The 13,516-nt window shown below is 68.0% G+C and carries 15 protein-coding genes; 4 read left to right on the top strand and 11 right to left on the bottom strand.

Features of this window, described 5'->3' with window-relative positions:
* Positions 1-181 precede the first annotated feature (181 nt).
* Positions 182-955: a thermonuclease family protein gene (locus tag OG718_RS21160; RefSeq protein WP_328844807.1), complete on the bottom strand. Its 774-nt coding sequence runs from the start codon at positions 953-955 to the stop codon at positions 182-184.
* Positions 956-1,260: 305 nt separating this feature from the next.
* Here OG718_RS21160 and OG718_RS21165 point away from each other — a divergent pair, with 305 nt between their 5' ends.
* Positions 1,261-1,686 (top strand): hypothetical protein, encoded by a 426-nt coding sequence (locus OG718_RS21165; RefSeq protein ID WP_328844808.1) that lies wholly within the window; start codon positions 1,261-1,263, stop codon positions 1,684-1,686.
* Positions 1,687-1,727: 41 nt separating this feature from the next.
* Positions 1,728-1,985, top strand: coding sequence for a hypothetical protein (locus OG718_RS21170; RefSeq protein WP_328844809.1), 258 nt, complete (start codon positions 1,728-1,730; stop codon positions 1,983-1,985).
* 592 nt (positions 1,986-2,577) lie between these two features.
* On the opposite strand, the gene OG718_RS21175 is transcribed toward OG718_RS21170, so the two are convergent.
* Together OG718_RS21175 and OG718_RS21180 are read right to left on the bottom strand one after the other, a co-directional pair.
* On the bottom strand, positions 2,578-3,792 hold the full coding sequence (locus tag OG718_RS21175; RefSeq protein WP_328844810.1) for a tyrosine-type recombinase/integrase: 1,215 nt from the start codon (positions 3,790-3,792) through the stop codon (positions 2,578-2,580).
* Between the two features lie 38 nt (positions 3,793-3,830).
* A complete protein-coding gene (locus OG718_RS21180; RefSeq protein ID WP_328844811.1) occupies positions 3,831-4,031 on the bottom strand; it encodes a helix-turn-helix domain-containing protein in 201 nt (66 codons plus the stop codon).
* 1,102 nt (positions 4,032-5,133) lie between these two features.
* Here OG718_RS21180 and OG718_RS21185 point away from each other — a divergent pair.
* Positions 5,134-5,691, top strand: a complete 558-nt coding sequence (locus tag OG718_RS21185; RefSeq protein WP_328844812.1) for an HD domain-containing protein — start codon at positions 5,134-5,136, stop codon at positions 5,689-5,691.
* Between the two features lie 14 nt (positions 5,692-5,705).
* On the opposite strand, the gene OG718_RS21190 is transcribed toward OG718_RS21185, so the two are convergent.
* Together OG718_RS21190 and OG718_RS21195 are read right to left on the bottom strand one after the other, a co-directional pair.
* The gene (locus OG718_RS21190) at positions 5,706-6,176 is read right to left on the bottom strand and encodes an NUDIX hydrolase (RefSeq protein ID WP_328844813.1); all 471 of its coding nucleotides are present in this window, start codon (positions 6,174-6,176) and stop codon (positions 5,706-5,708) included.
* 15 nt (positions 6,177-6,191) lie between these two features.
* Positions 6,192-6,941, bottom strand: a complete 750-nt coding sequence (locus OG718_RS21195) for an XRE family transcriptional regulator (RefSeq protein ID WP_328844814.1) — start codon at positions 6,939-6,941, stop codon at positions 6,192-6,194.
* 108 nt (positions 6,942-7,049) lie between these two features.
* Here OG718_RS21195 and OG718_RS21200 point away from each other — a divergent pair, with 108 nt between their 5' ends.
* Positions 7,050-7,739 carry an HAD family hydrolase gene (locus tag OG718_RS21200; RefSeq protein ID WP_328844815.1) on the top strand — a complete coding sequence of 230 codons (690 nt, stop codon included), beginning with the start codon at positions 7,050-7,052 and terminating at the stop codon, positions 7,737-7,739.
* Between the two features lie 199 nt (positions 7,740-7,938).
* Here OG718_RS21200 and OG718_RS21205 read toward each other — a convergent pair whose 3' ends face one another.
* The 6 genes from OG718_RS21205 to OG718_RS21230 form a co-directional block, all read right to left on the bottom strand.
* A complete protein-coding gene (locus tag OG718_RS21205; protein WP_328844816.1) occupies positions 7,939-8,367 on the bottom strand; it encodes a class I SAM-dependent methyltransferase in 429 nt (142 codons plus the stop codon).
* Positions 8,364-9,653, bottom strand: a complete 1,290-nt coding sequence (locus OG718_RS21210; RefSeq protein WP_328844817.1) for an MFS transporter — start codon at positions 9,651-9,653, stop codon at positions 8,364-8,366. The genes OG718_RS21205 and OG718_RS21210 overlap by 4 nt, the downstream gene beginning before the upstream one ends.
* Positions 9,654-9,749: 96 nt before the next feature.
* Positions 9,750-10,703 carry a hydroxymethylbilane synthase gene (hemC, locus tag OG718_RS21215; protein ID WP_328844818.1) on the bottom strand — a complete coding sequence of 318 codons (954 nt, stop codon included), beginning with the start codon at positions 10,701-10,703 and terminating at the stop codon, positions 9,750-9,752.
* On the bottom strand, positions 10,700-10,909 hold the full coding sequence (locus OG718_RS21220) for a hypothetical protein (RefSeq protein WP_328844819.1): 210 nt from the start codon (positions 10,907-10,909) through the stop codon (positions 10,700-10,702). Before OG718_RS21220 ends, hemC begins: the two co-directional genes overlap by 4 nt.
* Positions 10,887-12,881 (bottom strand): ABC transporter ATP-binding protein, encoded by a 1,995-nt coding sequence (locus OG718_RS21225; RefSeq protein ID WP_328844820.1) that lies wholly within the window; start codon positions 12,879-12,881, stop codon positions 10,887-10,889. The genes OG718_RS21220 and OG718_RS21225 overlap by 23 nt, the downstream gene beginning before the upstream one ends.
* A complete protein-coding gene (locus tag OG718_RS21230; RefSeq protein WP_328844821.1) occupies positions 12,878-13,447 on the bottom strand; it encodes an NUDIX hydrolase in 570 nt (189 codons plus the stop codon). The genes OG718_RS21225 and OG718_RS21230 overlap by 4 nt, the downstream gene beginning before the upstream one ends.
* Between the last annotated feature and the right edge of the window lie 69 nt (positions 13,448-13,516).

Consider the following 13,516-nt stretch of genomic DNA (forward strand, 5'->3'; position numbering starts at 1 on the left):
TGGCAAGAGAACCAGCCATCCCGGGATACGCACGGTGCGGATACCCAGGAATGACGACAGGTGACGACGTATCAGTTGATCCAGCACGGATCCAGCACCGGGAGCGGAGGTGACTCCGAGGGCGGGCAGGCCGTATCCCTGCACGGCGATGAGGGCGAGCGGGGTCGAGCCTACGGAGTGGTCAGCCGGTATCGCAGCCGATGCCGTCGCCGTCGCGGTCGAGCCGGTGCGGATCATCGGGGCCCACCCACACCGGGCCGGGCAGATCGGCGCAGTCCACGTCGGGGACACCGGCGGGAGGTCCCTCGGGCAGGTTGGGCCGGGTGGGTGTGTCCGGGGGTGCGGGTTCGGGCGTATCGGTGCAGGCGGTCCACAGGCCGGCCCCGGCCTGCCGGGCGGCGTCCTCGGCGCGGGAGATCCCCGGCCAGTGCTTGTCGTTGGGCGGGAACAGGACCGCCGTGGCGTGGCCGGAGCGGACGAGGGATTCGTTGACGAAGACGCCCTGGTCGTTCCAGACGTACAGCAGGTAGCGGTCGTAGCGGTCGGTCAGCTCGACATCGCGTTCGGCTCGTGCGCTGCTGCCTGCCGGTAGCAGCGCGCTGGTGCGGGCGGTGGCGGTGTCGGCGAAGCAGGCACCGCGCTCCGGTGTGTCGATCTCCAGGAGCCGGACGCGGGTCACGGTGTCCTTCGGCACGATGCGACCGTCGCCGCGCACGTCGATGGTGTCGCCGTCGATGACGCGCAGCACCACCACACCCGGCGGTCTCGTGGTCGGTGGCTTGGTGGTCGGCTGCGCGGGGGCGTCACGGGGTTCGGACGGCGTTGGTGTCCGCGGGGGTGAGCGGGTCGGCGGGACGTCGGCGGGCGCCGTCTCGGATGTGGTGGGTGTGCGGTCATCTTCCAGGAGCGCTCCGAGACCCCCGAAAGCCAGCAGGAGGCCGACCAGGACCAGCACCGCAGTGATCCAGGGGTGCTTCAGGCGCCTGGGGCGCCCTGGGCGCGGCTGCTGCGACCGGCGGCGCCAGGCGTCCGGATCAGGGGGAGGCGACGGGCACATGGCGCCCTCCCAGGGTGGAGAGATTCTGCCTTCTCAGTACAGCACCGTCCCTGATCGGCTGCCCGCCGGCAGCCGCCCCGTGCTCCGTCCCGGGCGCACGCCGATCCGTGCCCGTTCGGCTTAACAGCACGCGCCGGGCCCGGGTCATCTCCATAGAGTCGCGGTGACGATCGTGCAGGCCAACGGCCCGAAAGGAATGACCCATGCGGATACGCTCCGCGTTCACCGCCGCAGTGGCGTTTGCCCTCACCGCCGGCCCATTGGCCGGCCTGGCACATGCCCAACCCGATCTGGACTGCCGCGACTTCGCCTTCCAGGAAGACGCCCAGGCGGAGCTGAACCGAAACCCCAGCGACCCCCACCGGCTGGACGAGGACCAAGGGCCGGACGACGGCATCGCCTGCGAGGTCCTGCCCCGCAGAAGCACCACCAGCACGACGACGGCCACCCCTCTCCCCACCCAGCCCACCCCTCTTCCCACCCGCGGCGTCCAGGGTGGCATCGGCGGCAGCACCGGCCCCGCCAATTTCGAATGGGCTCTGGGCGCGGCTCTGGCCTGCACCTCCCTCGCTGCGGCAGCTGCCTATGCTGCTCGGCGACGCCGAGGCGCCAGCCCGCGAAGGCACTGACCGGCCACCGCAGAGGCTCACCCCTGGCCCGCGCCCACGACATGCGGAACATCTCGTCCACCGCCACCCTCGTCGGCGAAGTGGCCCACCCCGGATCATCCGCCCGGCACTGCCCCGCCTCATCGTCGAACCAGCCACCGAACCCATCTCCCGCCCCCTCCGCCGCCCTCCTCGTTGGCGTCGGCCGACACGGCCGCAAGTACGCCATCGACGCTCTGCTCAGCGACACCGTCTTGCGTGAAGGAGACGCCGCCGTCGTTGTCCTGCACCGCCTGGGCTGGATGCCATGGGCACGGTGATCTCGGTGTGCCCGAGGTCGAGGGTCGCTTCGGTGGGGGTGCGGGCGATCAGCCGGTTGCCGTCGGCGTCGTAGAGGCACTCAGTGCTCTTGTCGCCCCTGTCGCTCGGCGGTGTGGCCTTGGCGAGGTGGCCTCCGGCGTCCCAGGTGAGGGTCTGGGTGTCGCCTCCCAGGACGCGGGGGCGGGAGTTTCCGGCCTCGTCGACCGAAAGCAGGCTTGGGCATCGGCGGGGCTCCAACCGCCGCCCACCCAGCCCATCCTGGCCTTCCAGCCACGCCGACCCAACCAGCAAAAATCCAGCAACCGGAAACCCCGCCCGGATTCAACTACCGGACGGCAACGCCCTGACTTGCACAAACACCTTGCCGCATCTCGCGAACCCAGACCTTGAACGTTCCACCGCAACGCATGGACCCGGGCAGCAAATCGCCCCCTGACCTGCACAAACGCAGACCAGGGGGCGATTCGAGATGAAACTAAACGTTGAACCTGAACGTTTAGCGCAGGGCTCCCACCTGGGAAAACGTCCATTTCAAGGGGGCCATCCCAGCACCATCCCAGCACGGGAGGAAGATCCCAGCACGAGCTCCGCTCAGGCCGCCGCCGCGAAGGCTGTCTGCATGATCTCACGGCATCGGTCCCACGACTCCGGAACCAAATGCCCGTAGATGTCGACCGTGGTCTTGATCGACTTGTGGCCGAGCCAGCGCGAGACCTCGTGGATCGGTATGCCGGACGCCAGTGCGGTCGAGGCAAAGAAGTGCCGCAGCGAGTGTGGGTGGTACTTCGGCTTCCCCTCAGCGTCCACAAGCCCAGCCGCCACGCACGCCTTCCTGAAGTGGTACGAGTAGGTGTTGGCCGTGGGCATGATCCCCTTCCCTCGCTCGCGGGGCGCGAAAAATACCTCGACCTGCCGCGTCTTGCCCGCCGCGTTCCGGAAGCTGAGCGGGATCGGCTCCCACAACTCCACGTGGGCGTCGATCTCGGCGCAGAGGAAGCGAGCGGCCGGCACGTCGCGGTACTCGCCCTCCTCTCTGTGCTTAAGGGGAACGAGGCGCGTCTTGCAGTCCTCGCGGTGCGCCTTCGAGCTGATCTGCCAGCGAACACGGATCACGTCGCTGCGGAGACACCCGAGGTGAAAGGCCAACGCCTCACTGACGCGCAGCCCAGCTCCAGCCTGGAGCCAGACGGTCAGCTTGTACTGCGGCGACATGTGCTTATGCAGGAGGCGAACCTCGGGGAGGGTGGGAATCTCGTCCTCGTCCACCGCATGGCTTCCGGGGGCGTTCTTCACATCCTTGGTCGGATCCTCCCGAATCCGCTTCTCCTCCTTCGCGGACCAGAAGATGTGCTTCACCATCTTCATCCGGTCGTAGACCGTGCTCGCCGCTAGCTCCTTGGCGAGGGCCGCCTTGAAGTGCTCGATGTCGCTCTTCGACACCCCGGCGATCGTCTTCCGGCCGAGCCTCGGTATGAGGTGATTGTCGATGAAACCCTTGTAATTCGAGTACGTGGACTCCCCGATAATTCGGCGAGCGAGCCAGTCCTCGGCGTAGGCGCGAACCGTGATCTTGCCCGCGTTGGGGTCAATATAGAGGCCCTCATCCTTGTCAGTCTCGACCCTCGCGGCAAAGGCATCGGCTCCGTTGGGACCAGTCTTCTTCTCGAAAGTCTTTTCCCGCTGGCGCGCTGTCCTGCCACCCGGCTCACGATACCGAACGGTCCACGAGTGGCCGCACCGCGGCTTCGTGCACGGGTACGTGGCGACCTTGGGGTCAGTTTTGCATCGCTGAAAAACGGTGGCCAATTGGCACCCTTCACTTACTGGGCACGACTGAGCAGCCATTACCCGTAATTGTCTTCGAGATAGGCGACGATGTCGCGCTCGCGAAATCGCAGGAGGCGACCGACCTTCTGGGCCTTAATCCCCCATGTCCGATACTTGTTCTTTACGGTGATCTCGCTGACCTTGAGCCAGGCGGCTACCTCTTCCGGGGTCAGCAGCCGATTACTCCCCCCGGCGCTCAATACGCTGCCCGCACGCATACCTCGGCACCCTGAAGCCGAGCAGAAGAGCGAAAAAGGGCAGGGGGAATTACGGATCGACACATGACGTGATGTTCCTTGCGGGAAGGGCGCAGGCGATAGCGCAGGACCAGCAACGCCCGACCTCAACACCATCTCGATGAGGGCCGCTCTGCATTTGATGCAATGGGCGTCGCAATTTACAGGTATCAGCAGGCTGAACCGATGCAGCCCTCCTTTCCCCTATTGAGGCCCGTCCCACTGGTCCGCTACGGCTCCACCGCCAAGCACAGCCGCGCACGAACAGCATCAATGGTCTGCACGATCCCCGGTTTCGGTAACCGGGGATCGTGGCCTATATTGCGCCCCCCAGGAGGCCAGCCGATAAGACCTGATGGCGGGAGTCACACCGTCTGCGACAAGCGCCAAGAGGCCATCGGACGTGAGTCGGTTGAGGCTGCGGGCCACTACGCGCTCGGGCGCGCCGACCGCTCGGGCAACGCTGCGAGTCGCGGCGCCTGGGTGAACAGCAATGCGCGCAAGAACTACGCGATCACGGCAGTTGCCACTTTGGAGGAGGTCCTCGCCAAACAGACCGGCAGCGCAGGTGCAGAGACACAGGGCCGTGGACAGGGAGCCGTAGTCGCCGGTCTCCTGAGTGGTCCAGGCGTTGATAGCGCCGAGCGCGAGGAGGATCGGGGCAGTAGCGTGGCTGGATCAAAGTGCGGGCTTCGGCAGGGTGAGCCTCCTTGGTGGGGAGCATGTGGCCCGAGGACAGAGGTAACCGGGAAAGCGGGTTCCGGAACGGCCTGGCGTCGAGTCGCCCCGAGCGTGCATTACCTATCTGACCTGGCACTTTCGGGGACGTTGTACGTTGACATGGATCTAGGGGAGGGTTCCAGTCCTGTGGGGCTCTTTCTCCTCTGCCGTGAGCTGAAGGCTCCAGCTGGCACTCGGTCAGTGCTCAGCGCTGCCCGCTGTTTTTGATGTAGGACAGGCTCGGGGCAAGACGCTCATCGGGAAAGAAGCCACTGCCGACAGCTGCCGGGGACGCCTGCGAGACGTCCCGGGACGTCCAGCCGAGTCGAGCCGCCCACCGGGCGTTCCGGCTTAGTCTTCCAGCATGGATCTCACCGTCTGGGCCCACGACCTGGCCAAGTCTCTCCTCGCGGAACCCCTGCCGCGCCGCTGGTCGCACTCCCAGGGCGTCGCCGCCAAGGCGGGGGTTCTAACAGAGATCCTGGGCTCCGATGCAGAACTTCTGTGGACTGCGGCGATGCTGCACGACATCGGCTACGCGCCGGCACTGGCCGTGACAGGGTTCCATCCGCTTGACGGGGCCCGCTACCTACGGGACCAAACGGCTGCGGACGAGAGGTTGGTGCGGTTGGTGGCCAACCATTCGTGTGCCGTGCTGGAGGCGGAGGAGCGGGGGTTGAGGGAGCAGCTTGTGGACGAGTTTCCCCTCCTCGATCGTCCCGCGGTGGTCGACGCACTGGCCTACTGCGACATGACTACGACGCCGGACGGTGAACCGACCACGGTCGATGCCCGCTTGGCGGAGATACTCGGTCGGTACGGTATCGACAGCGTCGTCGGTCGGTTCATCCGTCGAGCGGAGCCCGAGCTGTGCGCGGCTGTGCACAGGGTCGAAGTCCGGCTCGCTACTGTCGGCAAATAGGGGGTGCGCGGACTTCAGTCCACGTGCGGATACGTCCCGTTGAGGAAGTGGGCGATCTGCTTCCTCATGGAGGGGTGGATGTTGTAGGACTCCAGTTCGCTGGGTACGACCCATCGGACGCCATCGGCCTCGTCGTTGATGGTGGGCTCGCCGCCGACCGGCCGGCCGATCACGGTCACTTCGTACGCCTGGCGGATCTCCCCGTCCGTGTAGGCCACGACATGTTCAGGGGGCGAGTACACGCCGAGGAGCCCGGTGGGTTCGGCGTCGATTCCGGTCTCCTCCTTGCATTCCCGGACCGCGCACTGCGACGGGGATTCCCCGATGTCCATGGCTCCCCCGGGCAGAGCCCACTGCCCCGTGTCCCGGCGTCGCTGTAGGAGGATCGCCCCGTCGGTCTCTCGGGCGACGAGCATGTTGCACGCCGGGATCAGGGTGTTGGGTTTTGGTGCGCTCTCGTCGTACCAGTACTCCGTACGTCCCATCGCAGGCCGTGCTCCTTACATGGACTCGGGTGACCAGGGCTTTGCAGTCTCCCAGACCGCGTCGAAGCTGCCGGCGTAGTGGTCGAACCAGCCGTCGTCCCCCAGGCGTCGCAGTTCGAACAGGGGGTTGGCGCTGGCGGGTTGCCCCCAGACGTGCGGGTTGACGAGCAGCGCATCGTCGAAGCGGAAGAGACTGTTGTACAGAGTTGTGTCGTGCAGGCGTACTTCGCAGCCGGGAGTGCCGATCAGCTTGCGGTAGTAGGTGAGCGATGCCCTGATCTTCGCGGAGAGGGTTCCGCCGATCCCTTCCTCCTCGTCCCGGACGGCGACCGCTTTGCCGGATGGGTCGCCGAAACACAGGCGGACCCGGACACCGGCATCGGCGCGCTCGGCAAGCATCGCCGCCACACGCGGGTTGGTCTGGGCGAAGAATGTCCCGCTGAACACCAGGACGTCGATGTGCTCCTGCGCGGACTTGAGAAGGCGGACCCAGGTCTTCTGCGGGACGCTCGCGCGGTTGGGAAAGGCGGCGACCAGTTCCGTCTGCTCGGTCGGCTGTCCCGGGGTGTCGTCCTCGTCCGGCGGCCACAGATACGATTCGTCCACGCCGAGACTCTGCGCAACCGCCCACCGATGCCTGCGGAGTGGCTGCCGACCCAGGCTGATCCAGCGCTCCACCGTCTTGACGTCGACTTCGCAGGAGGCCGCAAGGCCCTCCGGGGTCACCTTCCGCTGGATCATCACCGTACGCAGCCGCTCGTTCACATTCGCATCTTCCCAGGACGTCCTGGGACGCGGCAAGATCTTGCGGGACGCCAGGACGTCCCAAGAGGGCACTATTAACAGCCAGTTCACGCTGCATACCCTGGGCACGTGCAGCTCATCGTGCTCTGGGACGTGGACCACACCCTCGTAGACAACGCCGGCGTCAGCAAAGAGATCTACGCCAGCGCCTTCAAGGCCCTCGCGGGGCGGGACGCCGAGCTGCCCGCGCCGACGGAAGGGCGCACGGACCGAGCGATCATGCGTGAGATGTTCGTCCGGCACGATCTGCCAGTTCCTGCATGGGCCTCGGCGCAACGGGCGCTGGAAGAAGCCGGGCGGGGCCGCGAGGAAGATCTGCGACGACGGGGTCGGGTTCTGCCCGGGGTCCAGGAGGCGTTGAAGGCACTCGCTGCAGACTCCGAGATCTGCTCGTCAGTCCTCACGGGCAACATCGCGGCGAACGCGCGCGTCAAGCTGGGGGCTTTCGGTCTCGACGGCCTGCTCGACATGTCGGTGGGTGGGTACGGCGAGGACAGCGAGGACCGGGCCCGTCTCGTCGATGCCGCCCGGGCCCGGATTCACGCCGCCTATGGCACGGCAATGATGACGCCGACCGTGCTGATCGGTGACACGCCTCGTGACGTGCAGGCAGCGCATGACACGGGGGCACGCTGTATTGCTGTCGCCTCGGGCATCCACTCGGTGGCAGAACTCCGTGCCGCTGGCGCCGACTTCGTCGTTCCGGATCTGACGGATAGGGATGGCCTGTTGGACCACCTGCGCGCAGCAGCGGCCTGAGCCGGCCTGTACCTGCCACCGGAGGGCCTCGTAGAGGTCAGGATTTGGATCGTGCCGGATCAGGGGCGCAGGGCGTAGCAGCGCATCGAGTCCAGGTCTTCGCTTCGTACCGATGACCAGGGCGCGGTCAGCAATTCCGCCTGCTGCACGGTGATTCCGATCGATTTCCGTTCCTCCGGGAGGCGTTCAGCAAGAGGGGTCACCAGCCAGAAGGTTCCGCCGGGCGGGAGGAGGCATCGAACGCGGTCGAGGAACGCGGGCTTGTCCTTGATGAAGGCGAACACCAGGCGGCAGGTGACGACGGCGTAGCCGGCGTCCGGGAGCACGCTGGTGTCGCGGTCTCGATGTCCAGCTGCTGGAAGACCGGGCCGTCGTTCGCGTCCTGCTCGGCCTGCGCGATCTTCAGAGCAGCGGAGGAGCAGTCGATCGCCGTGGTGCGGTATCCCAGGTCGGCATGCAGGTACCGGGCGACAGCCCCGTCGCCGCAGCCGATGTCGAGCGCGGGCCGACTGCGGCCGGCGCCGAGGAAGCGGCGGGTCAGCTGCTGTTCCTCGGGGCCGAGGCTGCGGTAGCGGCGTCCCGATGCCCACAGCGGGCCCCAGTAATCGGCCGGGTTAGTGATCGTCATGGGTTGACGGGCTCCTCGGTCGGGGTCAGGGAGATGGGGGCAGCGGGGCCGAGTGCGCGGACGGGCGAGTTCCACAACACGAGGAACGGGACGACCAGGGCCGCGGTGATGAGCGTGAGGGTGGGGCGCAGGCCGAGCAGGGTGCCCAGCGCGCCGGCGGCGAGGGCGGCGAACGGGCGCAGGCTGAAGGCGAGCCAGGCTCCGGTGGCCTGGGCCCGTCCTTGGAGATGGTCGGGGGCGAGTTCCTGGCGGACGGCGCGCTGGAGTCCGCCGTGGCAGACGGCGGCACCGGTTTGGATGACCATGCCAGCGCCGATGGCGAACTGCCCGCCGAGCCCGGGGTCGGCAAGGACCAGCGGAATCTGGGCGAGTGGGTTGAGGGCGAGCGCGCCGAGCATCACCCGGCCCAGGCCCCAGCATCGTTCCAGGGACTGCCATACGAGGGCTCCGAGGATGCCGCCGATTCCACCGGCGCCCATGACGATCCCGAGGGCGCTCGGGCTCCAGTGCAGTTCGCGCAGCAGGTACACCGACCACAGGGCGCTGCTGGCGGCCAGCACGAAGGAGGTGGCCGTATTCGACAGCACGATCGAGCGCACGACGGGGGTGTGCAGGGTGTAGGTGAGGCCCTCGCGGATCTCCACCCAGTGGCTCGTGCCCGCCGTGCGGGCGGGCGGCGGGTCCTCACGGTTCTTGATGCGCCACAGGAGCAGGGCGCTGGCCAGGTAGGAGGCGGCATCGACGGTGACGGCGCGGGCCGCGCCGAGCACCGTGACGAGGACGCCGCCGGAGTTGGTGCCGATCAGATCGGCCAAGGAGTTGTTGGCGCCCATCTTGGAGTTGCCGTCCTTGATCCGGCCTGGGCCGAGGAGGGAGGGCAGGTAGCTGATGGACGCGTTACTGCCGATGACCTGCAGGGCGGCCACCGTGAAGGCGACCGCGTAGAGATGGATCAGGGTGATGCGGGCGAGGAGCTGTGCGATGGGGAGGGTGAGCAGGACGGCGGCGCAGAGCAGGTCGCAGGTGATGATCAGCGGGCGTTTGCGCCGTCGGTCGGCCAGGACGCCAGCGTGGAGGGACAGCAGCAAGGGTGGGAGTTTGGAGGCAAAGGCGATCAGCGCGACGTTGAAGGTGGAGGCGTGCAGATCGACGACGGCCAGGACGGACAGCGCGATCGTGGTCACACCGCTCCCGGTAACGCTGATGCCCTGGGCGACGGCGTAGTGCCGGAAGTCTCTGTCTCGCCACAGGTTTCCTGGGGTGTCAGGTTCGGATCGGTGCGGCACGTCAGCGAACTCCCCTCATAGGTATGGCTGTTACGGCCCCGCCGTGCGGTGTCTCGTCCCGTGTTGGGCTGCCGTTGCCGACCGGGGGGCACGTGGTCAGCGCGGCAGGAGTCGTTCGACTCCTTCGCCATGGAGCAGCTGGGTGATGTTCTCCACGAGGCCGCCGAGGTCGTCGGCCGGTCCAGTGGCTGCGACGTGGATCGCGTCGCAGCCGGAAGGGTGGAAGACGGCGGCGTCGACTCTGATCCGGTGGGGTTTGTCGGTGTAGTGCGCGTGGACTGAGCAGGCGGTCTGGCAGTTGCCTTTGAGCTGGGCAAGGACGCCGCGCTCGACGGCCAGCAGCCGTGCGGTGGTGGGGTCGTTGATGGCGTAGAGGAGGTGGGCGGCGATGGTGTCGCCGCTGCGCTGCTCGACGACGAGCATGCCCGCACCGGTGGCCGGGGCCAGCACCAAGGGCGGGATGAGCTGTGTGGCACGGTCCGCCTGGGACACCCGGCACAGTCCGGCATAAGAGACCACGAGGGCGTCGAGGGGCTCGTCGCCTTCGCCGGCGTCGAGGCGGGCGAGTCTGGGGATCAGATTGCCGCGCACCGGCTGGATGGTGATGTGGGGGTAGCGGGCGCGGAGTTGGGCGATGCGGCGCGGCGCACTGGTGCCGAGGACGCTTCCGGCGGGGAGGTCGTCCAAGGTGGCGTCGGGCTGTCCGGCAGGGAGGACGAGGGCGTCCCGGGCGTCTTCGCGGGGCAGGACGGCGCCGATGATGGTGTCGGTGCCGCGCTCGTGGGGGCCTGGGAGGTCTTTGGCGCACGAGACGGTGATATCGACGCGTGCGGCGGCCAGCGCCCGGTCCAGCTCGCGTACCCAGGCGGCCTTGCCGCCGATCTGCGCGAGAGGTCCCCGGTGCAGGTCGCCGGCAGCTTTCATCGGGGTCACGTGGACGGCGACTTGGGGGAAGGCGTGTTCGAGTAGTCCGGCGACGTGGGTTGCTTGGGCCAGGGCCAGGTCGGAGTCGCGGGTTCCGAGGACGAGTCGGGGCGGGAGGTGGGTCACGGACGGATCCTGGGGTTGGGGAAGTGGGAGATCAGGAGGGTGACGATCGTGGTGATGGCGAGGCCGGCCGCGATCACGCCGAGGCAGCCCAGCAGGTCGCGCAGCGTGCTCCACAGCGGGTCGGCGGCCCACTTGCTGGGCCGCCGCGCACCGGGCCGGGCGGTGCGCGGCGGGTGGTGGGTGTCAGTCGGGGGTGCTGGCGGCATGTGATTCGCCGTTGGCCGAGGGAGTCGGCAGCACCAAAGGTGCGGCGGCGCCGCCGTACTGGTTGGCCTGCATGAGGTACATGCGCTGGTACTGGGAATCAGGCCGCGCCATGAGTTCCTGGTGGGAACCGCTCTCCACGAGGTGTCCCTCGTCCAGGACATAGATGATGTCGGCGTGCTGGACGCCGGCCATGCGGTGGCTGACCAGCACGACGGTCTTGCCTTCGTCGGCCAGGCGGCGGATGCGTTCGAAGGACTCGATCTCGGCCTCGGGGTCGAGGGCGGAGGTGGGCTCATCGGCGATGACGAGGCTCGCCTGCCGATGGCGCAGCCGGGCTTGTCCGACCGTCTGCCACTGTCCCCCGGACAGTTCCTGACCGCCGCGGAACTGCCGGGCCAGCAGGGTGCCGAGACCGCGGGGAAGAACGTCGGCGAGCTTGTCGGCGCCCGAGTAGGCGGCAGCGCGGGCGATGTCGTCGTCCGCGTTGCGTTCCGGCTGGCCGATCTGGATATTGGTTCGCAGGGTGAAGGGCCACCGTTGAAAGCCCTGATCGAGAGCGGCCACGTGCCGGAAGATGTCCACCCGGTCGGCCTCGACAAGGTCGGTCTGCCCCCACAGGACGCGGCCGGCCGTGGGCCGGTGCAGGCCGGCGAGGAGCTTCACCGCGGTGGACTTTCCGCTGCCGTTCGCGCCGACCAAGGCGATGACGGCACCGCGCGGGAAGGTCAGGGTCACCTCCTGCAGAGCGGGAGTGTCGCGGTCGGGGTAGGTGAACGACACGTTCTCGAAGGTGACCTGGTCGGGAAAGTCGTTCACGGGCTGGCCGCCTGTGGGGATGGCCCGGCGTTCGGCTTCGTCACGGAAGCGGTCGAGGTCGCGCACGTAGAGGGACTCCTCGTGCAGCCGCAGGACGTTGTCGACGAGGGCGCCAAGGCTTGCTGAGCCGGTGCGGATCGCGAGCGCGGCGGTGGCAACGGTGGCGGCGCTCATGTGGCCGGTCAGCCACAGCGCGCCCAGGCCCGCAAACGTGGCCGCCGATGCGAGGCCAGCCATGGCGGCAGCAATCAGTTCGGTGACCGCGCGGCCGTCGGCGAGGCGGGTCTGTTCGGCCTCGGCGGTCTGGCCCATCTCGTGGAAGTGATCGAGCAGGAAGGGGCCGACCTGGTGAACGCGGATCTCCGTAGCGGATTCCCGGGCGGTGATGAGGTTGTTGACCAGACGCTTGGCCCGCTCGTGCTCGATCCACTGCATCCGGGAGGCGTAGCGGCGCCGGGCCACGTGCATGGCGCCCCAGCCACGGGGCAGCGCGATGAGCAGCAGCAGGGGCAGCAGGAAGGGGCTGAGGACCGTGACCACGCCAGCCGCGGCGACGAGGGAGAACACGCCGTTCACCACGGCCACGCAGACGCCGATCATGGTGCGGGAGGACTGGGCGCCGAAGTACGCCGAGTCCAGGAGCGTGCGGAACTCGCCGTCTTCGATGGCCTCGAGTTCCGCGCGGGCGGCGCCCTCCAGGAACTGCTCGGTGGCCAGCCTCTCGACTTTCGGTTCCAGCCGCCCGGTGCCCGCCGTCGAAAGGCAGGCCAGGACGGTGCCGACCACGGCGATGATGCAGCCGGCGATCAGGGCCGGCAGTGCGGTGTGCAGCCGGGAGACGTTGTCCCCGTCCATGAGCAGGGCTTGGATCACCTGGTTGGTGACCAGCAGCCCGGCGGCTTGGGTGATGCTCTGGCCCACCTCGGCGATCCCGATGGTCAACAGGGCACGGCGGTCCGCCTGCCAGGCCAGGCGCAGGGTGCTGCCCACCAGCGCTGGCACCATCCGGGCGGCCTGCCCGAATTTGGTGTCCAGTCGCGCGTACTCGTGGCGCACCCAGCCGAAGTCGTAGCGCAGCGCCCCGCCGAAGAGCGCGACCTCGGACTCGGAGACGGTCGGTTCCGTCTTCCAGACCCGTTTCAGGAGCCGCTTCATCGCGCCTCCGACACGGCTGGGCCGGACAGGGCGTGGGACTTGCCGTCGATCAGAACGGCCGGCACACCAGCCAGGAGCGCGGCGTGCGCCGCCTGGATGCGGCGGGCAAGTCGGCGCGGCAGCCGAGCGAGGGCCTCCTCGAGGGGGAGGAACTCGGCGGCGCCGATCTCCCCGTCCGCGAAGCGCAGGGACTGTGTCTGCTGGTCGGTGAGGGGACCCACGTGGAACACCGTGACAACCATGGCCCGCCCGTACCGGGCAGCGGGGACCTGGTCCAGGACGAGGAACCGGCCGATCGGGACGCCGGTCAGGTCGAGTTCCTCGGCCAGTTCACGTTCCAGGCCCTCGATCTGCGTTTCGCCGGCCTCCACCATGCCGCCGGGCATGTCGAAGCCGTCCTTGTAGGTCGGGTCGACCACGAGAATGCGGCCGTCAGCATCAGTGATCAGGGCAGTGCAAGAGGCCATGGGCGCCTCAAGCTGGGCCCAGTACGCCCGTTGCTCGTCGGTGACCACACGGTCAGGGCCGCCGACAGCCTGTGCAGTGGTGTCAGGTTCGCCGGACATGAGAGTCCTCCTCCAGGGCCGGAAAGGCAGTGCAGGACGTCGCGCCGGTAGGACTCCGGCACGAAGGTG

Source organism: Streptomyces sp. NBC_00258, assembly GCF_036182465.1.
Taxonomy (GTDB): Bacteria; Actinomycetota; Actinomycetes; order Streptomycetales; family Streptomycetaceae; genus Streptomyces.